The sequence below is a fragment of the Pantoea sp. SM3 genome, assembly GCF_000963995.1.
Classification (GTDB): Bacteria; Pseudomonadota; Gammaproteobacteria; order Enterobacterales; family Enterobacteriaceae; genus Pantoea; species Pantoea rwandensis_B.
In genome coordinates this window covers 37,873-60,642 of sequence record NZ_JZRD01000053.1, presented here as the reverse complement: position 1 = coordinate 60,642, position 22,770 = coordinate 37,873, and the positions used below count along the sequence as shown (strand labels likewise).

General features: G+C 56.5%; 19 protein-coding genes. 10 read left to right on the top strand and 9 right to left on the bottom strand.

The features are described from left to right. Positions 1–356 precede the first annotated feature (356 nt). The 6 genes from fhuB to hrpB form a co-directional block, all read right to left on the bottom strand. Complete coding sequence (gene fhuB, locus VI01_RS23340) at positions 357–2,333, bottom strand: Fe(3+)-hydroxamate ABC transporter permease FhuB (RefSeq protein WP_045816827.1); 1,977 nt, start codon at positions 2,331–2,333, stop codon at positions 357–359. Next, complete coding sequence (gene fhuD, locus VI01_RS23335) at positions 2,333–3,211, bottom strand: Fe(3+)-hydroxamate ABC transporter substrate-binding protein FhuD (RefSeq protein WP_045816826.1); 879 nt, start codon at positions 3,209–3,211, stop codon at positions 2,333–2,335. Before fhuD ends, fhuB begins: the two co-directional genes overlap by 1 nt. A gap of 9 nt (positions 3,212–3,220) precedes the next feature. Beyond that, positions 3,221–4,015, bottom strand: a complete 795-nt coding sequence (gene fhuC / locus VI01_RS23330; protein WP_038648971.1) for a Fe3+-hydroxamate ABC transporter ATP-binding protein FhuC — start codon at positions 4,013–4,015, stop codon at positions 3,221–3,223. 92 nt (positions 4,016–4,107) lie between these two features. Then, complete coding sequence (gene fhuA, locus VI01_RS23325) at positions 4,108–6,321, bottom strand: ferrichrome porin FhuA (RefSeq protein ID WP_045816825.1); 2,214 nt, start codon at positions 6,319–6,321, stop codon at positions 4,108–4,110. A gap of 214 nt (positions 6,322–6,535) precedes the next feature. Continuing rightward, complete coding sequence (gene mrcB, locus VI01_RS23320; RefSeq protein ID WP_045816824.1) at positions 6,536–9,064, bottom strand: bifunctional glycosyl transferase/transpeptidase; 2,529 nt, start codon at positions 9,062–9,064, stop codon at positions 6,536–6,538. Between the two features lie 98 nt (positions 9,065–9,162). Beyond that, a complete protein-coding gene (gene hrpB, locus VI01_RS23315) occupies positions 9,163–11,634 on the bottom strand; it encodes an ATP-dependent helicase HrpB (protein WP_045816823.1) in 2,472 nt (823 codons plus the stop codon). A gap of 25 nt (positions 11,635–11,659) precedes the next feature. Here hrpB and thpR point away from each other — a divergent pair, with 25 nt between their 5' ends. The 9 genes from thpR to panD all read left to right on the top strand — a co-directional run bounded on the left by thpR (position 11,660) and on the right by panD (position 18,737). After that, positions 11,660–12,199, top strand: a complete 540-nt coding sequence (thpR, locus tag VI01_RS23310) for an RNA 2',3'-cyclic phosphodiesterase (RefSeq protein WP_045816822.1) — start codon at positions 11,660–11,662, stop codon at positions 12,197–12,199. Continuing rightward, positions 12,200–12,916 (top strand): DNA/RNA nuclease SfsA, encoded by a 717-nt coding sequence (gene sfsA, locus VI01_RS23305; RefSeq protein ID WP_045816821.1) that lies wholly within the window; start codon positions 12,200–12,202, stop codon positions 12,914–12,916. It abuts the gene before it with no gap. 257 nt (positions 12,917–13,173) lie between these two features. Then, entirely contained in the window at positions 13,174–13,629 is a 456-nt protein-coding gene (gene dksA, locus VI01_RS23300) for an RNA polymerase-binding protein DksA (RefSeq protein ID WP_034829547.1), read from the top strand. A gap of 70 nt (positions 13,630–13,699) precedes the next feature. Continuing rightward, a complete protein-coding gene (gene gluQRS / locus VI01_RS23295) occupies positions 13,700–14,635 on the top strand; it encodes a tRNA glutamyl-Q(34) synthetase GluQRS (protein ID WP_045816820.1) in 936 nt (311 codons plus the stop codon). Between the two features lie 37 nt (positions 14,636–14,672). After that, complete coding sequence (gene pcnB, locus VI01_RS23290; RefSeq protein ID WP_205625007.1) at positions 14,673–16,088, top strand: polynucleotide adenylyltransferase PcnB; 1,416 nt, start codon at positions 14,673–14,675, stop codon at positions 16,086–16,088. Beyond that, the gene (gene folK / locus VI01_RS23285; protein ID WP_038648988.1) at positions 16,085–16,570 is read left to right on the top strand and encodes a 2-amino-4-hydroxy-6-hydroxymethyldihydropteridine diphosphokinase; all 486 of its coding nucleotides are present in this window, start codon (positions 16,085–16,087) and stop codon (positions 16,568–16,570) included. The genes pcnB and folK overlap by 4 nt, the downstream gene beginning before the upstream one ends. An 82-nt stretch (positions 16,571–16,652) precedes the next feature. Next, positions 16,653–17,447, top strand: a complete 795-nt coding sequence (gene panB / locus VI01_RS23280; protein ID WP_045816819.1) for a 3-methyl-2-oxobutanoate hydroxymethyltransferase — start codon at positions 16,653–16,655, stop codon at positions 17,445–17,447. Between the two features lie 15 nt (positions 17,448–17,462). Further along, entirely contained in the window at positions 17,463–18,317 is an 855-nt protein-coding gene (gene panC, locus VI01_RS23275) for a pantoate--beta-alanine ligase (RefSeq protein ID WP_038648994.1), read from the top strand. Positions 18,318–18,356: 39 nt separating this feature from the next. Beyond that, positions 18,357–18,737 carry an aspartate 1-decarboxylase gene (gene panD / locus VI01_RS23270; protein WP_038648996.1) on the top strand — a complete coding sequence of 127 codons (381 nt, stop codon included), beginning with the start codon at positions 18,357–18,359 and terminating at the stop codon, positions 18,735–18,737. 38 nt (positions 18,738–18,775) lie between these two features. Here panD and VI01_RS23265 read toward each other — a convergent pair whose 3' ends face one another. From VI01_RS23265 to hpt, 3 genes are all read right to left on the bottom strand, one after another. Then, the gene (locus VI01_RS23265; protein ID WP_034829563.1) at positions 18,776–19,546 is read right to left on the bottom strand and encodes an ABC transporter permease; all 771 of its coding nucleotides are present in this window, start codon (positions 19,544–19,546) and stop codon (positions 18,776–18,778) included. After that, complete coding sequence (locus tag VI01_RS23260; protein WP_034829565.1) at positions 19,543–20,466, bottom strand: ABC transporter ATP-binding protein; 924 nt, start codon at positions 20,464–20,466, stop codon at positions 19,543–19,545. The genes VI01_RS23265 and VI01_RS23260 overlap by 4 nt, the downstream gene beginning before the upstream one ends. A gap of 245 nt (positions 20,467–20,711) precedes the next feature. Further along, positions 20,712–21,248, bottom strand: a complete 537-nt coding sequence (gene hpt / locus VI01_RS23255; protein WP_034829567.1) for a hypoxanthine phosphoribosyltransferase — start codon at positions 21,246–21,248, stop codon at positions 20,712–20,714. Positions 21,249–21,414: 166 nt separating this feature from the next. Here hpt and VI01_RS23250 point away from each other — a divergent pair, with 166 nt between their 5' ends. Next, positions 21,415–22,704: a cystathionine gamma-synthase family protein gene (locus VI01_RS23250; protein ID WP_045816818.1), complete on the top strand. Its 1,290-nt coding sequence runs from the start codon at positions 21,415–21,417 to the stop codon at positions 22,702–22,704. Positions 22,705–22,770 lie beyond the last annotated feature (66 nt).

Below are 22,770 nucleotides of genomic sequence, written 5' to 3'. Positions count from 1 at the left end.
ACGGGGTTAGGTGGACTGAGTCCGGTACAATACCGAACTCAGTACCAACAGGCGATGCTGTAACTGTCCAGGTTAAGGGGTTCACTTCATGAATGGCGCCCCTACATTGATGTGCACGTCTGTCCCTTAGGCGCTGCTGCTCCGCATACACCTATTGCCGTAATTTGCGCATTTATCCTCAGCCGCCTTACAGACACCAAATGCCGTAGCTTGCGCATTTATCCGCAGCCACCTTACAGACACAGAATGCCGTAGCTTGCGCATTTATCCGCAGCCGCTTTACAGGCACCGAATGCCGTAGCTTGCGCATTTATCCGCAGCCGCTTTACAGGCACCGAATGCCGTAGCTTGCGCGTTTATGCGCGACGCAACAGCCAGATAAAATACGGCGCGCCGAAGAAGGTTGCCATTAAACCTGCCGGGATCTGATCCGGGAACGCCAGCATCCTGCCGCACCAGTCTGCAAACACCATCAATCCGCCACCTAATAATCCCGCCATCAACACCTGCGGTAATGCGCGCCTGAACCCCAGCATGCGCACGATATGCGGCGCCATCAAACCGACAAAACTCAACGGGCCGATGGTCAAAGTCGCCGTGGCCGTTAACGCCGCCGCCAGCAGCAGCAGGGCCAGACGCGAACCCGTTAATGCCATCCCTGCTGAACGTGCCGTCGCACTACCCAGCGGCAGCAGTGTGAGCCAGCGGCTCGCCAGTGGCGCGAGCGCAATGAATACGATACCCACCACGGCGCTTTGCACGGCCTGCGGCATATTGATGTTGTAAGTCGAGCCGGAAATCCAGCTCAGCAGGCCGCCCATGCGCGGATCGCCACTCGCCATTAGCACCATCAGCAAGGTGACAAAGGCACTGTTGAGCGCCATGCCCGCGAGCAACATACGCTCCGGTGAGAAACCTCCGCGGCTGGCGACCAGCATAATCACCAGCAGCGTCAGCGCCGCGCCTAGTGCGCCAGCGGGCAGCAACCACGCCACGGCGTCACCCGGCACAAAGAACATCATCACGACCACACCACAGGCCGCGCCGGAACTGATGCCTAACACTTCCGGACTTGCCATCGGGTTGCCAGTGAGACGCTGAATCAACGCACCTGCAACACCCAGCATCATCCCCACGACTAACGCCGCCAGCACGCGTGGTGCACGCCACGGCAGCAGTTGATGCAGCATTTCGCCACTCACCCAGGTCCAGCTGTGTGCATCACGACCAAAGGAGATGCCGATAACGCTCAGCAGCGCCAGCACCCCAAGGCCAATGACACACCACAGCACCACCTTTTGGCGTTCTGCTGGCACATTGTCACCCATATTCATCGCCGGTGGAACCGAGCCGGTACGTAAACGCGGCAACAGCCACAGCAGAATCGGGACGCCAATCAACGCGGTCGCTGTGCCGGTGGAAACCTCACGCCAGTGGCTGGTCAGCCACAATACGCACTGATCGGCCAGCCACAGCAGTAAGGCACCAATCAGCGGAGCCAGCAGCATGCGGCTGAGTAAGCGACGCCCTCCGAGCATTTTCGCCAGCAGTGGTGCAAACAGCCCGATAAAACCGATAATCCCGGCGACGTTCACTAACTGCGCACTCAACAGAATCGCCAGAGCGAGTGCGCCGACGCGCGCAGCAGACAGTGCCAGACCGAGGTTTTTTGCTACGCCGTCATCAAGCCCCATGAGCGTCAGGGGACGCAGCAATGCCAGCGCCACGACAAAAGCCAGCAACAGACGCGGCCACAGCATGGCGACGTTGTGCCCATCCATCTGATTCAGTGCGCCGGTGCTCCACAGGAACATATTCAGCAGTTGGTCGTGATTAAAGATGGCAAAGATTTGATTCACCGAGCCGGCATACAGGCTCAGGACCAGCCCGGCGAGGATCAGCGTCACGGGTGACAGCCGTTTGCCCCAGGCCACGCCAAATACCAGGATGCCCACCAGCACTGCGCCCGCCATCGCAGCAAATTGCTGCGTCAGCTCACCGCCCGGCAAGTGCCAGAGCGTGGCGACCGTAATACCGAGCTGTGCGCCGGATGACACACCCAGCGTGGTCGGTTCCGCCAGCGGATTGCGCAGCACCTGCTGAAACAGTAAACCGGCCAATCCGAGACCTGCCCCCACCAACAGCGCCAGCGCCAGACGCGATAACAGGCTGTGATGGAACACCACCTGTTGGATACTGTTGATGTCCGGCGCAAAGAAGGCTTGTGACCACTGCGCGGTTGGCAGCGCGTCACGCAGATTGATAAAAGTCAGCGCCAGCGCCAGTAAAAACATGCTGCTTAGCAGCATCACAGGAAAGAGACGATGGCGCATCAGTGCGACTCCAGCGCGTGTTCCAGCACGCGGACAAATTTCAGCGCTGAATAGGTCGCGCCGTAATACCAGACGGCAGGCACACGCTGGAAGCGGCCCGCGCGGATAAACGGCAGCGCCTGCCACAGCGCAGTTTTCATCACCTGCTGCATGTCACGATCGTTATCGTGATCAAAACAGATCACCTGCACATCGCCGACATCGGCTAACCGCTCAAGCCCAACTACGGCACTGCCCCAGAAATTGGTTTCACCATGCCAGGCGTTACTCAGGCCAAGGATTTCCATCACTTCGAGGAACAGACTGTTGGTGCCAAACGTGATGGCGTGACGGCTGTCCATCAACGACATCAGCAGCACCGGACGATCTGCCCAGGGTTTAAGACGCTCGCGCGCTGCCGCGAGCTGCTCATCCAGGAATTGCAGATGCTGTACCGCCTGCGCTTCCCGTCCCAACCGGGCACCGAGCGCATGCAGTGATTTGCGAGCAGTACTTAACGGTTTACCGTCCCCGCTATTCAGATCAAAGCCCATGGTCGGCGCGATGCGATCGAGTTTATCCAATCCCGGGCCGTAGCCGTTGGAGTGCAGAATTAAGGAAGGTTCGAGCTGCGTCATCAGTTCCAGATTGGGTTCGGTGCGCAGGCCGAGATCGATGGTGCTGGCGGATAGCATCGGCTCGCCAACCCAGATGTTGTAGTTGCGCAAATCAGCCACACCGAGCGGCGATACACCGAGCGCCATCAGTAGCTCAACGGGTAGCCATTCCAGCGCCAGGATGCGCTGCAGATCGGGCGTTGCCGCACGCAATGGGGCAACGTTCATCAGTGGCGTCAGTGCCAGCGCCGTCAGCAAGCGACGGCGTGAAATGTCGAACATGGCGAGGCCTCAGTAAACAAAACTGACGGGAGCACCGCCTTGTGGATGGGGTAAGATGCCCATCGGAATACCGTAGATATTGCCCAGCACATCGGCCTGCATGATGACGTCAGGCCCGCCTTCCGCAATCATTTCGCCGCCTCGCAGCGCCACCAGACGGTCGCAATAACGCGCCGCCATGTTGATGTCATGCAGCACGGCAATCACCGTTAACCCGCGCTCACGGCTGAGACGTTGAATCAGTGCCAGCACATCAACCTGATGGGCGATATCCAGCGCTGAAGTGGGTTCATCCAGCAGCAGGCAGCGGCTATTTTGCGCCACCAGCATCGCCAACCACGCTCGCTGACGTTCGCCGCCGGACAGGCTATCGACCAGACGCCCGGCAAACGGTTTCAGTCCCACCAGCGTAATCGCTTCCTCTACGCGGTCGCGATCTTCCTGGCCATAGCGCCCTAGCGCACCGTGCCAGGGATAACGACCAATCGCCACCAGCTCACGCACCGTCATCCCTTCTGCCGCCGGTAACTGCTGCGGCAAATATGCCACCTGGCGCGCAAAATCTTTGCTGCCCCAGTTCTCCACCGCATCGCGGTTCAACAGCACCTGGCCTTCACTCGCCGCATGGTGACGCCCCAGCATTTTCAGCAAGGTGGATTTACCCGAGCCGTTGTGGCCAATCAGCGCCGTCACTTTACCCGGCGCAAAGGTGAGTGAAAGTGGATGCAGCAACGTGCGCCCAGGCACGCGAAAGCTGACATTATCCAGCGTGAAGGTGGTTTCTTCGTGGTGCGGATGCTGCATGGTGATTCCTGGTTAATAAGCACAAAACCGATTTGATTCTGAAGGGGCGGCCCTGAGGCCGCCCAAAATCACAACATCTTCGTCCTGACGAATCAGAAGCGGAAGGTGGCAGTACCAACGATTTGACGTTCAGCGCCCCAGTAGCAAGCGTAATCACGGTAGCAGCTGGCCACGTATTCACGATCGAACAGGTTGTTGATATTAACACCCACAGAAGAGCCTGGCAGACCGAAACGGCCGAGGTCATATTTCAGCGCTGCGTCGACGGTGGTGTAACCCGCTACGTCGAAGTTTTGGTTTGAGTTACTGCCATTCTGCGTGTTCTCTGCATATAACCCTTTGCTTTCACCTACATAACGCACACCCGCACCCAGTGTCACACCTGACAATGCCGTTTCGTGGAAAGTGTAATCCCCCCACAGCGATGCCATATGCTTCGGCACTTGCACTGGTGTTCTACCTTTCAGCAATGTGTCTTCAGTGTATTCGGCATCGGTATAGGTGTAAGACGCCGTCATGTTGATGTTGGCGTTCAATGCTGCCTTGGCTTCCAATTCAACACCGCGTGAACGGATTTCACCGCTCTGTACGCTAAAGTTAAGGTTGTTTGGATCGGCGGTGAGGTTCTTGGTTTTAGTCAGCTCATACACTGCTGCTGTCACAACAACCGGACGATCTTTTGGAACGTACTTCACACCGGCTTCATACTGCTTAGCACGCGATGGATCAAACGGCTGGCCAGATACCGTGGTACCTGAGTTAGGAATAAAGGACTCGCTGTAGCTAAAGTACGGCGCAATACCGTTATCAAACACATAGTTCAAACCACCACGCCAGGTGAAAGCCTGATCGTGATTTTTTACTTCGGTATTGCCATTACGATTTAGTGCTGAAGTCATCGCATAATCGTAGCGGCCGCCTAAGGTCAGAACCCAGCGATTCCATTCCATCTGATCTTGAGTATATAGGCCGGTTTGCTCCTGGCGATTCAGATATTGATAAGGGAACGCAGCACCATCTAGTGCATCGTTACCGTATTGAGGATTGGTCGCACTAATAGGAAATGCTGAGCCAAACGCCGCATCAATGTCATTACGCGTACGCTGATAATCGACGCCCATGAGTAATGTATGGTCCAATGCGCCAGTTGCGAATTTCGCCTGTGCCTGAGTATCGACAGCAAATTGATTAAGCTTTTCGTCGGAAACGGCTGAACCACGATTTATCTCAAGTGTATCGGCATTGAAACTGCTGCCATAAATACTGCGGTAATTGGTTCTCAAATCCGCATAACGCAGATTCTGGCGCACCGTCCAGGTATCGTTGAAGCTGTGTTCGAAGTTGTAGCCCACCATTTTGGTGTTACGCGAAATCTTATTGCTGTCTTCGCCTTCATCAAAGTTGGTGGGCAGTTTGTAGCTGCTGCCGTCCGGGCGGGTAATGCCGACCACGGTGCCCTGACGCGGCAACCAGCCGTAATAACCGGTTTCCGGCTCGTTCTGGAAATAGGTCAGCAAATCAAAGCGGGTATTGGCATCCGGACGCCAGCTGAACGAAGGCGCGATGGTATAACGCTTCTCTTTGTTCATATCCTGCTGCGCGTCTGCACTGCGAGCCAGACCGGTCAGGCGATAGCTGTACACGCCGTCATCATCGAGCGATCCGCCGAAATCGAAGCCGGTAGAGAACAGGTTATCGGTGCCCATCTGGAACTGCACTTCACGCAGTGTTTCCTGCGTCGGGCGCTTGCTGACCAGTGACACCACGCCGCCAGGGTTGCTCTTGCCGTACAACACTGAAACCGGGCCACGCAGCAGTTCTGCACGCTCAAGGAAGTAAGGATCGATGGCGAACTCGGAGTAGTTGTCACCCTGCAGTTTCAAACCATCGAGATACTGGTTGGTGTTGGTTTCACTAAAGCCACGAATCGACAGCGCATCGATCACACTGGAGCTACCGCGGTTACCGGTCAGCACACCCGCCGTGTAATTGAACGCCCCTTTCACGCTGGTCACCGCGTGCATCGCCATCTCTTCCTGCGTCACCACCGAAACCGACTGCGGGTTTTTCTCAATGGGCGTATCCGTTTTCGTGCCGGTGGCACTGTGCCTGGCGGCAATGGTAGGAGCCGGGCCCCAGGCGCTTTCCTGCGCAATGGTGTTACCGCCATTGGCGGTCACCACCACGGTATCTTCTGCCAGCGCCTGCGCGCTTAGCGTACCCAGTGTTAAAGAAATCAATAAAGCGAGCGGACGACGGGAGGTCGCAGCACGCGCAGACCAAGGATTGAAATTTCGCGCATTCATAAAAGGATCTCTCGAAAAAGGAAACGATGCAGGCGAATGAAAACGAGAATGATTATTAGACGCACGAATTTTAGGCGAATTCCTGCAAGATCCGCAAGATGTAATGGCTGATGGCGGTGCGTTTGCGACCAGATCGTGCATATCCATGATCGCGATTAACAATCGTGCAGACGTAAAAAAGGGCGCCGAAGCGCCCTGTGCTTTCTGCAGCTAACTATTTGCTGCCGAACATATCTTTGATCCAGCCAGCTACGCCATCAGCATCTTTTTGCTCGTCCTGCGGCTGCTGAGGTGACTGCTGCTGCGGTTGCGACTCCTGCTGCTGTTGGATCTGTTGCTGCTGTTGCTGACACAGCGAGGCTGGATCCAACGTCCACACCGGCAGCGAACGCCAGGTGCTGCTGCCCGAACCACAGACGAAGTTACCGGCAGAATCGACATTCATCTGCGTAATATCTTCCGGCGGTGTCAACTGCAGCGGCATCGGGGCCTGGTTATCGAGATAGCGACGATAAATTTGCATCGCTCCGCTCGCACCATACAGCTTCGAGGTTTGGTTATTGTCGCGGCCCACCCAGGTGATGGCCACTTCTTTGCCATCAACGCCCGCAAACCAGCTGTCGATCAGGTCATTGGTGGTACCCGTTTTACCTGCCAGATGGGCATTAGGATAACGCGCGCCCAGCGCGCGCGCCGTACCGTGATCGGCGACCTGCTGCATGCTGTACAACGTCAGATAAGCCGCCTGTGCCGGTTCGACACGCTGCGCCTGCGGGAAGCTCTGATACAGCACAGTCCCATCTTCCGCAATCACCGAGCGCACCGCAGAGAGATCTGCGCGGTTACCGCCACTGGCAATCGACTGGAATGCCTGAGCGACTTCAATCGGTGTCAGGTTCAGGGCACCCAGCAGCATCGCTGGCACCGGATTCAGCTGATCCTTCGGTACGCCGAGCTTCGTCCAGGTATCAACCACGGAATTCAGCCCTAACGTCATACCCAGATTAACCGTTGGCACGTTCATTGAGTTGGTCAGCGCATCCACTAACATCACTTTGCCACTGAATCGCTTGTCGTCATTCATCGGTTTCCAGATCGATCCATTAGGCTGTTTCAGCGCAATCGGTTCGTCGGCAATCCAACTGTTCAGACGATAGGTATTGGGTTGGCCTAAGGCCGTGAGATAAGTCGCCGGTTTAGCCAGTGAACCGATAGAACGTCGCGCCTGCAGCGCACGGTTGTAACCGGCAAATTGCGGATCGGCACCGCCCACCATCGCACGCACTTCGCCGCTGAAGCGGTCAACCACCACCATCGCGGTTTCCAAATCCTTCAGACCGCGCTGTTTCTTCAGTGCCGGAATGCCATCTTCCACCGCTTTTTCTGCGGCATCCTGCGAAATCGGATCCAGCGTGGTGAAGATCTTCACGCCAGAGAGATCTTTCACCTTGTCGCCCAGTTTGGCCTGCAATTCGTTACGCACCATCTGCATAAACGCAGGCTGAGGCGTAATCACCCCGCCTTTAGGCTGCACGCCCAGCGGACGCGCTGACAGCATGTCGTACAGCTCCTGATCGATGACATTCTGCTGTTGCAGCAGACGCAGGACCAGGTTACGACGCTCCAGCGCCAGTTTCGGGTTGCGCCATGGGTTATACAGCGACGCCCCTTTCACCATGCCGACCAGCATCGCCTGCTGATCGAGGCTCAGCTCATCGACGGGACGACCGAAGTAATACAAACTCGCCAGCGGGAAGCCACGGATCTGATCGTTTCCTGCCTGACCGAGGTACACCTCGTTGAGATACAGCTCAAGGATACGATCTTTGCTGTAGCGCGCATCCATGATCACCGCCATGTAAGCTTCACGCGCTTTACGCCATAGCGAACGCTCGTTGGTCAGGAACAGGTTTTTCACCAGCTGCTGGGTCAAGGTACTGCCGCCCTGCACCGCTTTACCGGCAGTGATGTTGGCAAGGAATGCACGACCAATCGAGTACGGGCTAATGCCGTCGTGTTCGTAGAAATGGCGGTCTTCGGTCGCGATCAGCGTGCTGACCAGCAGATCCGGGAAGCCTGCGCGCGGCACGAACAGACGCTGCTCACCGTTCGGCGATTGCAGCATGGTGATCAAGCGTGGATCGAGGCGGAAGAAGCCAAAGTCACGCCCGGTATCGAGGTTTTTGATCTCGCTCAGTTCGTTGTTGCTAAACGTCAGACGGGCGTTGATCTGCCCCTCTTTGCTGTCCGGGAAATCAAACGGACGACGCAGCAGATCGATGGTGTTGCCTTTGACGCTAAATTCGCCCGGGCGGGTAATGCGCGACACTTCGCGATACTGCGTGCCTTCCAGCAGCGCAATCATCTCTTTTTTGTCGTACGACATCCCCGGCTCAAGGCTCACCATGCGGCCGTAAACAGCGGCAGGCAACTGCCACACTTTACCGTCGATGCGGCTGCGGATTTCTGAGTCGAGATAGATGCCCCAGGCAACCATCACTACCACAAAGATCAGGAAAAGCTTAATTAACCAGCCTAACCAACGACGTTTGCCGCGTGGCGGACGTTTTCCTTTCCCTTTACCTTTTGGTGGCACCGGTGTGCTCTCCTCATCATCTTCGTCAAAATCGTCCTGATCGATATCATCATCAAGCTCCCTGCGGCGACCCCGGCGCGCAGTGGTGCGCGGCGGCTTTGGCGCTTTTCCTTTACGCCCAATAGGTTCGCGATCGTTCCCAGACATGCTTTTATTCTCCAGGCATAGCTACGGCTGCGGCCGTTACTCTAACTGCTTTCTCGTGCTGCGCATGGCAGAACCCTCTGAATTCGATCCACAGCGTGTCACGATGAAAATTTCTTGGTGCGCCTTGTCGGTAAGGCGCTGGCCGGATCGTCGGGCCAGGGATGTTTGGGATAGCGTCCTTTCATCTCTTTTTGCACTTCTGGATACGCTCCCCGCCAGAACGCTGCAAGGTCACGAGTGATCTGCAACGGCCGGTGTGCGGGTGAGAGCAACTCCAGCACCAGCGGAATGCGGCCTTCGGCCACCGCGGGGTTTTGCGCTTCTCCAAACATCTCCTGCATACGCACTGCCAACGCCGGAGGCTTTTCAGCATCGTAACGAATAGGCAGGCGACTTCCGGTCGGCACAGTGTAATGAGTTGGCAGCACAGTATCCAGCCGCTGACGTTGTGACCATGTCAGCAAATGTAATAATGCGCTGACAAGATTGACGCCCTGCAGACTCCTGAGATCGCGCACGGATCCCATCTCGGGTAACAGCCAGCGTTCAAGCGAATCGAGCAAACTCTCATCATCCAGCGCTGGCCACGCCTCTTCCGGCAGCCAGGCCGCGGCACAGTGCAAGCGCAAGCGCAGCTGTTCGGCTTCGGGGGCCCAGCTGAGTACCGAGAGCCCTTTTTCGCGGATCCAGCGCAACATCGCCGGGTGTAAAATCTCCGGTGCCGGTCGCGCCTGCGGCTGTGCTTTTAGGACCAGCGCACCCACGAGTTCCCGTTTCCAGGCGCGCAATGTCCCTTTCTCTTCATCCCATTCCACATCAATGCGCTGCGACACCAGCTCAGGACATTGCTGGCGTAACGCACTTATCTCTACCGGCAGCGCCAGTAACATGCGGGCTTCGGCGGCACTGGCGCCCTGTAACAGGGTCGGCGCGATTAACCACTCATAGCGGCTCAGGCCATCCTGTTCATCCAGCATGGCGCCCATACCGTTAGCCAGCTGATAGCGCGCGCTGTCGCCTCGCCGCTGCGCCAGACGATCGGCAAAGCCTGCCACCAATAATGCGGGGAAGAGATCGGGATTGAGGCGGCCATCGCTGGCATTCAACCGTTGCTGCCATTGACGCGCGCGCCTTTGCCAATGCGGCTGTGGTCGATTAAGGGCATCGCGCAAATCTGCACTACCGTTGCGCGGTGGATCTTCCAGTATCGCCACCAGCAGAGCGGCACTGGCGATGGCATCGTGGCCCTCTGCCGCACACAGAATCGCCGTCAAACGCGGATCGCTGCCAAGCGTCGCCATTTTTCGGCCGCGCGCGTTAAGCCTGCCGTTTTCTAATGCGCCTAAGCGCGTGAGCAAAGCCTGTGCCGCTCGCATGCTGCGTGGCGGTGGCGCGTCCAGCCAGCAGAGCTGTGACGCATCCTGGCAACCCCATTGCAGCAAATCGATCTGCAGCGCGGCCAAATCGCTATTGAGGATTTCGGGTTCACTTTGCGCCGCTGCACGCATCGCCTGCTCCTGCGGCAGCAAATGCAGGCAAATGCCGGGTTCAAGACGCCCGGCTCGCCCCGCACGCTGGGTCATGGAAGCCTGGCTGATGCGTTGCGTTTGCAGGCGCGTTACGCCGCTACGCACATCAAACTGTGCCGAACGCTCCAGTGCACTATCCACCACTAAGCGGATACCCTCAATGGTGAGACTGGTTTCGGCAATGTTAGTGGCGAGCACCACTTTGCGACGACCGGCGGGCGCAGGCAGAATCGCGCGACGCTGCGCATCCAATGAGAGCGCACCATATAAAGGAGAGAGATCCACGTCTTCACCGACGCGGGATTCCAGCTCGCGCTTCACGCGCTCAATCTCTGCCACGCCAGGCAGGAACAACAGCAGCGAGCCCGACTCCTCACGCAGCAACTGCGCCACTTCTCGCGCCACCGCTTCGTCAAAACGCTGTTGTGGGTTGAGAGAGGCATAACGGCGTGTCACCGGAAAGCTGCGTCCTTCAGAGACAATAAAAGGCGCAGCAGGCAGCAGCTGACGCAACCGATCGTTATCCAGCGTTGCGGACATCAGCAGAATTTTCAGGTCATCGCGCAGCCCCTGTTGGACATCCAGCAGCAGCGCCAGTGCTAAATCGGCCTGCAGGCTACGCTCATGAAACTCATCGAGGATCACCAGCGACACGCCTTCAAGCATGGGATCGCGTTGCAGCATGCGTGTCAGAATGCCTTCGGTCACCACTTCCAGTCGCGTATGGGGGCCGCAGCAGTTTTCGCCGCGCATACGGTATCCCACTGTGGCTCCGGGCTGTTCACCCAACTGATCCGCCAGGCGCTGCGCCACATTACGCGCCGCCAGACGACGCGGCTCAAGCATAATGATGCGCCCCGGCAGCACCGACTGCTGTAGCAATTGCAGCGGCAGCCAGGTCGATTTTCCCGCGCCGGTGGGTGCCGCCAGTAAAACTTGTGATGACTGAGACAATGCATCGAGCAATGCAGGCAGCACCTCACTTACCGGTAATTCACTCACACTTAACTCCCACTCTGCCTGTGCTAACATGGCGCGCATTGTAGCACTCAACGGCCACGTCACCATGTCGATACAACGTCTGTTTTTTGCCCTCGAACTGCCCGCGCAACTCCAGCAACAGCTGGTACAGTGGCGTGCAGATCACTTTGCAGAAGAGGCAGGAAAACCGGTGGCCGCCGCCAATCTGCATCTGACGCTGGCGTTTCTGGGGGATGTCAGTGCTGAGACCTCGCAGCAGTTACAGCAGTTAGCTTCGCGCATTGTCCAGCCCGGTTTTAGCCTGGATTTGGATGATGCGGGGCACTGGCCGCGACCCGGCGTCGTGTGGCTTGGCTGCCAACGTGCGCCGCGCGGCTTGTTGCAGTTAGCCAGCTTGCTGCGTGCTCAGGCAGCACGACACGGCTGCGCGCAGAGTGCGCAGCCTTTTCATCCGCATATCACCCTGTTGCGCCACGCCACACAAAAAGTGGCCTTACCACCGCGCGGCTTTCACTGGCGCTACGATGTCAGTGACTTTGCGCTGTTCTCATCGACTTTTAGTCAGGGACGCACCCGCTATCGGCGGCTGGCGCGCTGGCCATTGCCTTCTTCGTCAGGAGCCTGAATGCAGTTTGATCCACCGCTAAAACCCGCTCGTCTTATCGCGCGCTATAAGCGCTTTCTTGCCGATGTCGTGACACCTGAGGGTGAGACACTGACCATTCACTGCGCCAACACCGGCGCGATGACCGGCTGCGCCACACCGGGTGATACCGTGTGGTATTCCACTTCAGACATCACCACGCGCAAGTATCCGCACAGCTGGGAACTGACCGAGACACAACAAGGCCACTGGATCTGTGTGAACACCCTCAGAGCCAATCAACTGGTGCGTGAAGCCTTAACCCTTGACGCGATTCCAGAATTGTCCGCTTACAGCCACTGCCAACCTGAAGTGAAATACGGTACGGAAAAAAGCCGAATTGACTTCCTGCTGCAAGCGGAGGGCAGATCAAACTGCTATATTGAAGTCAAGTCCGTCACCCTTTTACAGCAGGGTAAAGGCTTTTTTCCGGATGCGGTGACGGCTCGGGGACAGAAGCATCTGCGCGAACTCAGTGCTATCGCGGCAGAGGGTCATCGAGCTGTTTTGTTGTTCGCCGTTCTGCATACGGGGATTGAGGACGTCTCCCCGGCGCGCCATATCGACGCACACTACGCAGAACTACTGGGACAGGCTCAACGCTGTGGAGTGGAAGTGTTAGCGTATCAGGCTCAGATTTCACCTGCTCAAATGTTACTCACTCAGCCCGTCGCCGTGACGATTAACGCAGAGTTGTAATATTTATAGCAATTTGCTGTGATAGGAATGTTCTGAGCGGTGCGCTAAATACGCTGTTCCTCACAGGCTTGTCAAGGTGCGAATATGAATAATTGCCAACCTTGACTGCTTCTGCTATTTATAGCGGCCTGTTTTTTCCCTGATGGGAATCGATATACCCCTTAATAATTCGCGTTGCAGGCAGTCGGTGGTCATTTAGCCAATGCACATGCAACCTGAAGTATGACGGGAAGGGCGTGTTATCCAGGAGAAACAACATGCAAGAAGGGCAAAACCGTAAAACATCGTCCCTGAGTATCCTCGCCATCGCTGGTGTGGAGCCGTATCAGGTGAAACCGGGCGAAGAGTATATGAACGACGCCCAACTGAGCCATTTCCGCAAGATTCTGGAAGCCTGGCGCAACCAACTTCGGGATGAAGTAGACCGCACTGTGTCGCATATGCAGGACGAAGCTGCTAACTTCCCGGATCCGGTAGACCGTGCCGCACAGGAAGAAGAGTTCAGTCTGGAATTACGTAACCGCGATCGTGAGCGTAAACTGATCAAAAAGATCGAAAAAACGCTGAAGAAAGTGGATGACGACGATTTCGGCTACTGTGATTCTTGTGGTGTAGAAATTGGTATTCGTCGCCTTGAAGCGCGTCCGACCGCCGATCTCTGCATCGACTGCAAAACGCTGGCTGAAATCCGCGAGAAGCAGATGGCAGGCTAATGGCCGTGAGCAGACTGTCGCCGCACTGCCGGGAAAACCACTGTTTTCCCGACGTGCGGTGCACCTCAAAATGACCGCACTCCTCTCCTCCTGCGTTGGGCGCTTCGCCCCCTCTCCTTCTGGTGATCTGCATTTTGGTTCGCTGATAGCCGCATTAGGCAGCTATCTGAGCGCACGTGCGCAACAAGGCCGCTGGCTGGTGCGCATTGAAGACATCGATCCACCACGGGAAGTGGCAGGCGCAGCCACGCGCATCCTGCAACAGCTGGAACACTATGGCCTGCATTGGGATGGCGACGTGTTATGGCAGTCGCAGCGCCATGATGCCTACCGGGAAGCGCTGAGCTGGCTGCAACAGCATCGTCAAAGCTACTTCTGCACCTGCACGCGCAATCGTATTCAGCAGCTCGGGGGGTTCTATGACGGCCACTGCCGGGAATTGCATCTCCCTGCAGAAAACGCCGCGCTGCGTTTGCGTCAGCATCGGCCGGTGTATGGCTTTGACGATCGCTTGCGAGGTCACTTAGTCGCCGAACCCTCGCTGGCGGAAGAGGACTTTATTATCCATCGTCGGGATGGGCTGTTTGCTTACAACCTGGCGGTGGTGGTGGATGACCATTTTCAGGGTGTAACGGAAATCGTTCGTGGGGCAGATTTGATCGAACCCACGGTGCGTCAAATCGCGCTCTACCAGCAGTTCGGCTGGCCGGTGCCGGCTTATCTGCACCTGCCGCTGGCCATCAATGATGATGGTAATAAGCTCTCGAAACAGAATCATGCGCCCGCTTTACCCGCGGGGGATGCGCGTCCATTGCTGGTGCACGCGTTGCGTTTGTTAGGTCAACCGGTACTGGAGGGTTGGCAAGATGCCACCACGGAGCAATTACTGAAGCACGCAGTGACCCGGTGGAGTATCCAACTGATCCCACAACAGAACGCGCGAATAGCGGATGAGGCGACATCGCCATTCCTAAATGGTTCGCAACAGGCTATGATTAGCCGCTGATTTATTAACACCCTTTTTATCACTGTCGAGGTGTCCCATTTTTACCCGAGTCGCAAATTTTTGCCGGAGAGTCCTCAAGCGTGACGAGGAAGCGCCTGAAGAGGTGGAAACTGAAAGTCTGATGACCGTCATTCCCCGTGAAAGCCATAACATCTCACGCAAAGATATCAGCGAAAACGCCCTTAAAGTGCTGTATCGCCTGAATAAAGCCGGTTTCGAAGCTTACCTGGTAGGCGGCGGCGTGCGCGATTTGCTGCTGGGTAAGAAGCCAAAAGACTTTGATATCACCACTAACGCCACGCCTGAGCAGATGCGTAAACTATTCCGCAACTGCCGCCTCGTGGGCCGTCGTTTCCGCCTGGCGCATGTGATGTTCGGTCCTGAAGTGATCGAAGTCGCGACCTTCCGTGGTCATCACCAGGAAGAAGCGGAAGACGATCGCAACAATTCACAGCGCGGCCAGAACGGCATGCTGCTGCGTGATAACATTTTTGGCAGCATCGAAGATGATGCGCAGCGCCGCGATCTCACCATCAATAGTCTGTATTACAGCGTGGCGGATTTCTCCGTACGTGATTACGTGGGTGGGTTGCAGGATCTGGAAGACGGCGTGATCCGACTGATTGGCGATCCGGAAACGCGTTACCGCGAAGATCCGGTACGTATGCTGCGCGTGGTGCGTTTTGCCGCCAAGCTGGAGATGCGCATTGCCGCGGAAACTGCCGAGCCGATTCCGCGCCTGGCGACGCTGCTTAATGACATCCCGCCTGCGCGTCTGTTCGAAGAATCCCTCAAACTACTGCAAGCCGGTTACGGATTCCGTACCTATCAGATGATGCGCGAGTACCATCTGTTCCAGCCGCTGTTCCCTACCCTGACGCGTGGCTTCACTGCCGAGAGCGACAGCCTGATGGAGAAAATGCTGGCGCAGGTGCTGAAGAACACCGACAACCGCATTCAGAACGATATGCGCGTCAATCCGGCCTTCCTGTTTGCCGCGATGTTCTGGTATCCGCAGCTGGAATCGGCCCAACGCATTGCGCAGGAAAGCGGACTGACCTATTACGACGCCTTTGCGCTCTCGATGAATGAAACGCTGGATGAAGCCTGCCGTGCGCTGGCGATTCCTAAGCGTATCACTACCCTGATTCGCGATATCTGGCAGCTGCAGCTGCGCATGTCGCGTCGTCATGGCAAACGCGCCTGGAAGCTGATGGAGCATCCTAAATTCCGTGCCGCTTATGATCTGCTGGCGCTGCGAGCCGATGTGGAAAACAACCGCGAACTGCAAAGCCTGACCCATTGGTGGGGCGAGTTCCAGGCGGCGGCTCCAGTCGAGCAGAAAACCATGATGAACACGCTGGGCGATGATCCGGTGGCACCGCGTCGCAAACCGCGTCGCCCGCGCCGTCGTCCAACCGGCCCACGCCGCGATACCAATAGCGCATCATGATTCGTGTTTACCTCGCATTAGGCAGTAATCTGGCCGATCCGCTGCATCAAGTTGATGCAGCGCTGGCCGCACTTGATGCGATACCACACACCTCGCGCGTTGCAACGTCTTCACTGTACCGCACGCCACCGTATGGCCCGCCAGACCAGCCTGATTACCTGAATGCGGTGGTCGCACTGGACACCACGCTGGAAGCTGAAGCCTTGCTCGATCATACGCAACGTATCGAGCTGGAGCATGGGCGCGTGCGCAAAGCGGAGCGCTGGGGACCACGCACCCTCGATATCGACATCATGCTGTTTGGTCAGCAGACGATTCACACCCCACGCCTCACCGTGCCGCACTACGACATGCACAACCGCGCGTTTATGCTGGTACCGCTGCTGGAAATCGCGCCAGGCCTGCGCTTGCCCAACGGTCAGCCACTGACCGGCATCCTCGCCACGCTGGATCGCAGCACCATCCGCTTGTGGTCTGAGTAGGCGGCAATAATCGCACTACGGTCGTATCGCCTTTTCAATCAATCCAGTACACTGCGCGCATCAGAAAACTCTGGAGTGTGCGATGAAACCGACAACCATCACCCATCTACGCCAGCTCAAAGCCAGTGGCCGCAAATTTGCCACCCTGACGGCCTACGATTTTAGCTTTGCCCGCCTGTTTGCCGATGAAGGCATTCAGGTGATGCTGATTGGCGACTCCCTTGGCATGACCGTGCAAGGCCATGAATCCACATTACCTGTCACCGTGGCGGATATCGCTTATCACACCGCTGCCGTGCGCCGTGGCGCGCCGAATGCGCTGGTGATGGCCGACCTGCCGTTTATGAGTTACGCCACACCGCAGCAAACCTTCGATAACGCCGCTCAACTGATGCGTGCCGGTGCCAACATGGTGAAGCTGGAAGGCGGTGAATGGCTGGCAGACACCGTTCGTATGCTCACCGAGCGCGCCGTGCCGGTCTGTGGTCATCTGGGCCTGACGCCGCAGTCAGTGAACATCTTTGGCGGCTACAAGGTGCAGGGCCGTGATGAAGCGGGCGCTGAGCGTTTGCTGGCCGATGCACTGGCGCTGGAAGCCGCTGGAGCACAATTGATGGTGCTGGAGTGTGTGCCGGTGGCGCTGGCAGATCGCATCACCAAAGCGTTGAGCATTCCGGTCATCGGTATTGGTGCGGGTAACGTCACCGATGGACAGATTCTGGTGATGCACGATGCCTTTGGTATTACCGGCGGTCATATTCCAAAATTTGCCAAAAATTTCCTCGCGGAAACCGGCGACATTCGCGCGGCAATTCGCCAGTATATTGCCGACGTTGAGGCAGGCATCTACCCTGCCGCCGAACACAGTTTCCAGTAAATCAGGAGATTTGCAGTGCTGATTATTGAATCGCTGCCGATGCTGCGCCGAGAAATTCGTCGCTGGCGGCAGGAAGGCAAACGTATCGCGCTGGTGCCCACCATGGGTAACCTGCATGACGGCCACCTGACGTTGGTGGATGAAGCGCGCGAGCGAGCCGATATCGTGGTGGTCTCGATTTTCGTCAACCCGATGCAGTTTGAACGCGCCGATGACCTGGCGCGCTATCCTCGCACCTTACAGGATGATTGCGAAAAGCTTAATCGCCACAGCGTCGATTTGGTATTTGCCCCTGCGCCAGCGGATGTTTATCCCAAAGGGCTGGATAGCCAAACCTTCGTTGAAGTCCCCGGGTTATCATCACTGCTGGAAGGTGCCAGCCGCCCTGGTCACTTCCGCGGTGTTTCCACCATCGTGAGTAAACTGTTCAATCTGGTGCAGCCCGATATCGCCTGTTTTGGCGAGAAGGATTTCCAGCAGCTAGCCATTATTCGCAAGATGGTGGCTGATATGGGCTTCGATATCGAGATTGTTGGTGTACCGACCGTGCGCGCGCAAGATGGTTTGGCATTGAGTTCACGTAACGGCTACCTCACCAGCGAAGAGCGCGCGATCGCCGCCGGTCTGAGCCAGGTGATGAACAGCATGGCCGAGCGTCTGAATAACGGCGAGCGCCATGTCGAAGAGATTATCGAAACGGCCGAGGCCGCATTGCGTGAGAAAGGTTTCCGCCCTGATGGCCTGGCCATTTGCGATGCCGACAATCTGCAGCCGCTGACGGTAGATAGCCAGCGCGCCGTCATTCTGATGGCCGCCTGGCTGGGCAATGCGCGCCTGATCGATAATCAGCAAGTGGATCTGACGGAGTAATCTCCGTCGTTTAATCGCAGCTTAACAAGGTTATTCGTTATGATTCGTACCGTGTTACAGGGCAAACTGCACCGCGTGAAAGTCACTCAGGCAGATTTGCACTACGAAGGCTCCTGCGCCATCGACCAGGATTTTCTTGATGCGTCCGGCATTCTGCAATACGAAGCCATCGACATTTATAACGTCACCAACGGTCAGCGCTTCTCGACCTACGCGATTGCCGCTGAGCGTGGATCGAAGATCATCTCCGTCAACGGTGCCGCCGCCCGTTGTGCCTGTGAAGGTGACATCATGATCATCTGCTCGTATGTGCAGGTGGAAGATGAAGTCGCCCGTAGCTGGCAGCCCAAAGTCGCCTATTTCGAAGGCGACAACGACATGAAACGCATCGCCAAAGCGTTGCCGGTTCAGGTGGCTTGATACAACGGGGGCGGCCATTAGGCCGCCCCCCGTAAAACTTAAGTACGCAATCCGCGACCGCGCTGAATCAACGCATACACCAGTACGTAAAACACCACGATAAAGGCAATCAGCACTGACAGGGTAAACACCAGCGGCACATCATTGATGCCGAGGAAACCGTAGCGGAATCCACTGATCATATATACCACCGGGTTCAGTTTCGACACCGCCTGCCAGAACGGCGGCAGCAGCGTCAGCGAATAGAACACGCCTCCGAGATAGGTTAACGGCGTCAGCACGAAGGTGGGGATCAAGCTGATATCGTCAAAGGTACGCGCAAACACCGCATTCAGCAGGCCAGCCAGCGAGAACAGAATCGCAGTCAGCAACAGCGTCAGGGCCACCATTGACCAGGAATGCACGTGGAACGGCACAAAGAACAGTGAAATTGCTGTCACCAGAATGCCGACGCACACACCACGCGCCACACCACCACCGACATAACCAGCGATAATGATGTGCGTGGGCACCGGCGCCACCAGCAGCTCTTCAATATTACGCTGGAATTTAGCGCTGAAGAACGAAGAGGCCACGTTGGCGTAAGCGTTAGTAATCACCGCCATCATGATCAGGCCCGGCACGATGAACTGCATATAGCTGAAGCCATGCATATCGCCGATGCGTGAACCAATCAGATTACCGAAGATGATGAAATAGAGCGTCATGGTGATCACCGGTGGCACCAGCGTCTGAATCCAGATGCGGGCAAAACGGTTGATCTCCTTGGCCCAGATACTCTTAAGCGCCACCCAGTATAAATGTGTCATGCTTTCACTCCTTTACCCTGGGTCAGGCTGACGAACAGTTCTTCAAGGCGGTTCGCTTTGTTACGCATACTCAGCACCTGCACACCCTGCGCACTCAGCTGGCTGAACACGCTGTTGAGCCCCTGCTCACGCATCACTTCCACTTCCAGCGTAGAGGTATCCACCAGACGATACTGGAAGCCTTCCAGCTGCGGCAGCGGGCTGCGCGGCGCCAGATCGAGGATGAAGGTTTCCGATTGCAGCTTCGACAGCAGGCCTTTCATCGAGGTGTTTTCCACCAGCTCACCGCTCTGAATAATGCCGATATTGCGGCACAGCATTTCTGCCTCTTCCAGGTAGTGCGTGGTGAGAATAATGGTGGTGCCTTTGATGTTGAGATCTTTCAGGAAGGTCCACATTGAACGACGCAGTTCGATATCGACGCCTGCGGTCGGTTCATCCAGAATCAGCAGTTTTGGCTCGTGCATCAGCGCACGGGCGATCATCAAACGGCGTTTCATCCCGCCCGACAGCATGCGTGCACGCTCGTTGCGTTTGCCCCATAGGTCGAGCTGGTTAAGGTATTTTTCCGCGCGCTTGTTGGCTTCAGCTCGCTCCACGCCGTAATAACCTGCCTGATTGACCACAATCTGCATCACGGTTTCAAACGGGTTAAAGTTGAACTCTTGCGGAACCAGACCCAGCTGGCGTTTCGCATTGACCACGTCTTTTTCCAGGTCATAGCCAAACACCCGCACGCTGCCGCCGGATTTATTCACCAGCGAACTGATGATGCCGATAGTGGTCGATTTACCCGCGCCGTTTGGCCCGAGCAGTGCGTAAAAATCGCCTGCCTCAACGTTGAGATCAAGCTTCTTCAGCGCCTGAACGCCGCCGGGATAGGTTTTGGTGAGCCCGGAAAGTTCCAGTGCATAAGTCATTGCGAATCCATACCCTGTTGTAGTGACATCAAAGCCCTATGAAATGATAGTGCGCTCACGCCGAGCATGCGGGGTTATTCAGAGATAACGAGTGAAAAATCAAAGATGAAGCGCTGAGCGATAACCCGCGACACTTTACCACTCTGCATGCGGCAGGGGAACGCAAGCGCAGCCCGTTAGTCAATGACTCGCGGGCTGCGCATCTTATCGCAGGCTGGCGGGATTAGCCTTGGAAGATTGTGCGGTTATTCACCGGTCGGGATAACTTTGCCAATATACGGCAGATGACGATAGCGCTGCGCGTAGTCGATACCAAAGCCGACCACGAACTCATCGGGAATGGTGAAGCCAACGTATTCCACGGTGACGTCCACTTCACGGCGCTCTGGCTTATCCAGCAAGGTGCAGATGGCCAGTGATTTTGGCTCGCGCAGGCGCAGGATCTCGCGCACTTTGCTCAGCGTATTGCCGGAATCGATGATGTCTTCCACGATCAGCACATCTTTGCCGCGAATGTCCTCATCCAGATCTTTCAGGATTTTCACGTCGCGGGTCGATGACATACCGCTGCCATAGCTGGAGGCGGTCATAAAGTCGACTTCATGCGGGACATCGATGGCACGGCAGAGATCGGCCATAAACATAAAGGAGCCACGCAGCAGACCCACCAACACCATTTCGCTGCCGCTGCTGCGGTAGTGTTCGCTAATCTGCTTGCCCAGTTCGGCAATACGGGTTGCAATCTCCTGCTCAGAGATCATCACGTCGACGGTGTGTTTCATTGCATTCGCCTGGTTAAGGTTTTCAGAAAGCCACGAAGTCTATCATAGTCGAACCAGCCTCTAACGCCGCGCACAGAACGCAAACGATACCGTGGCAAAATTTATTGCGCTGACCTTAACTACAGAAAAGCCACCCGCACTCTCACCGGTAATCTCTGGAGATCCTATGGCCGCTTCATCCAGTAAAAAAACACAGATTGGCACCCACGATCTGCATCCGGAAACGCAGATGCTTAATTACGGTTACGATCCGCGGCTATCGGAGGGCGCAGTCAAACCTCCTGTATTCCTGACTTCGACTTTTGTGTTCAACAGCGCCGAAGAGGGACAGGACTTTTTTGATTTCGTCGCCGGACGCAAGCAGCCGCCGGAGGGCAAGAGCGGTGGGCTGGTTTACTCACGCTTTAACCATCCCAACAGCGAGATTGTGGAAGATCGGTTGGCCATCTATGAACAGGCAGAAAGTGCCGCGCTGTTCTCCTCCGGAATGTCGGCCATTGCGACCACGCTGCTGGCGTTTGCGCGGCCAGGTGAAGTGATTTTGCATTCACAACCACTGTACGGCGGCACTGAAACGTTGCTAAGCAAAACGCTGCACGATTTAGAGATTAAAGCCGTGGGCTTCAGCGATGGCACCGATGAAGACAAAGTGTATGAAGCAGCCAAACTGGCGTGGCAGCGCGGTCGTGTAGCCCTGATTCTGATTGAGACGCCGGCCAACCCGACCAACAGCCTGGTGGATATTCAGCTGATGAAGCAGGTGGCAGATGTGATCACCCAGCAGCAAGGCTCGCGCCCGATTCTCGCCTGCGATAACACCTTGCTCGGCCCGCTGTTTCAACGCCCTTTGCAGCACGGTGCAGACTTGTCGCTCTACTCGCTCACCAAATATGTCGGCGGCCATTCGGATCTGATTGCCGGTGCGGTGCTGGGCAGCAAAGCGCTGGTGAGCAAGGTGCGATCGCTGCGCAGTGCCATCGGCACCCAGCTTGATCCGCACTCCAGTTGGATGATTGGACGATCGCTGGAAACGCTGTCGTTGAGGATGGAGAAAGCCGCCAGCAATGCAGAAAAAGTCGCCGCGTTTTTACGTGATAACCCGCAGGTGGAAAAACTGCACTGGCTGCCCTATCTTGATGCGGACAGCTCCGCGGGAGAAACCTTCCAGCGACAATGCAGCGGCGCAGGTTCCACGTTCTCTTTTGATATTAAAGGTGGTCAGCCGGCAGCGTTTCGTTTTCTCAATGCCCTTGCGTTGTTTAAACTGGCCGTGAGCCTGGGCGGTACCGAATCACTCGCCAGCCATCCGGGCAGCACTACCCATTCCGGCGTGCCGCAGGAGGTACGCCAGCGTATTGGCATTACCGATGCCACGGTACGTTTATCGATTGGTATCGAACATGCTGATGATTTGATTGAGGATATCCGGCTGGCACTGGAAGCGGCTCAGGCCTAATCCCTTGCCCGGCACGCTCATTGAGTGAATGGCGGCGTTGACCACGCATCGGACAGCAGGATAAGG

What these genes read in the sequence shown, in the direction of transcription:
- fhuB (WP_045816827.1), bottom strand. Translation starts at nt 2,333, where the DNA reads ATGCGCCATCGTCTCTTTCCTGTGATGCTGCTAAGCAGCATGTTTTTA.
- fhuD (WP_045816826.1), bottom strand. Translation starts at nt 3,211, where the DNA reads ATGTTCGACATTTCACGCCGTCGCTTGCTGACGGCGCTGGCACTGACG.
- fhuC (WP_038648971.1), bottom strand. Translation starts at nt 4,015, where the DNA reads ATGCAGCATCCGCACCACGAAGAAACCACCTTCACGCTGGATAATGTC.
- fhuA (WP_045816825.1), bottom strand. Translation starts at nt 6,321, where the DNA reads ATGAATGCGCGAAATTTCAATCCTTGGTCTGCGCGTGCTGCGACCTCC.
- mrcB (WP_045816824.1), bottom strand. Translation starts at nt 9,064, where the DNA reads ATGTCTGGGAACGATCGCGAACCTATTGGGCGTAAAGGAAAAGCGCCA.
- hrpB (WP_045816823.1), bottom strand. Translation starts at nt 11,634, where the DNA reads ATGCGCGCCATGTTAGCACAGGCAGAGTGGGAGTTAAGTGTGAGTGAA.
- thpR (WP_045816822.1), top strand. Translation starts at nt 11,660, where the DNA reads ATGTCGATACAACGTCTGTTTTTTGCCCTCGAACTGCCCGCGCAACTC.
- sfsA (WP_045816821.1), top strand. Translation starts at nt 12,200, where the DNA reads ATGCAGTTTGATCCACCGCTAAAACCCGCTCGTCTTATCGCGCGCTAT.
- dksA (WP_034829547.1), top strand. Translation starts at nt 13,174, where the DNA reads ATGCAAGAAGGGCAAAACCGTAAAACATCGTCCCTGAGTATCCTCGCC.
- gluQRS (WP_045816820.1), top strand. Translation starts at nt 13,700, where the DNA reads ATGACCGCACTCCTCTCCTCCTGCGTTGGGCGCTTCGCCCCCTCTCCT.
- folK (WP_038648988.1), top strand. Translation starts at nt 16,085, where the DNA reads ATGATTCGTGTTTACCTCGCATTAGGCAGTAATCTGGCCGATCCGCTG.
- panB (WP_045816819.1), top strand. Translation starts at nt 16,653, where the DNA reads ATGAAACCGACAACCATCACCCATCTACGCCAGCTCAAAGCCAGTGGC.
- panD (WP_038648996.1), top strand. Translation starts at nt 18,357, where the DNA reads ATGATTCGTACCGTGTTACAGGGCAAACTGCACCGCGTGAAAGTCACT.
- VI01_RS23265 (WP_034829563.1), bottom strand. Translation starts at nt 19,546, where the DNA reads ATGACACATTTATACTGGGTGGCGCTTAAGAGTATCTGGGCCAAGGAG.
- VI01_RS23260 (WP_034829565.1), bottom strand. Translation starts at nt 20,466, where the DNA reads ATGACTTATGCACTGGAACTTTCCGGGCTCACCAAAACCTATCCCGGC.
- hpt (WP_034829567.1), bottom strand. Translation starts at nt 21,248, where the DNA reads ATGAAACACACCGTCGACGTGATGATCTCTGAGCAGGAGATTGCAACC.
- VI01_RS23250 (WP_045816818.1), top strand. Translation starts at nt 21,415, where the DNA reads ATGGCCGCTTCATCCAGTAAAAAAACACAGATTGGCACCCACGATCTG.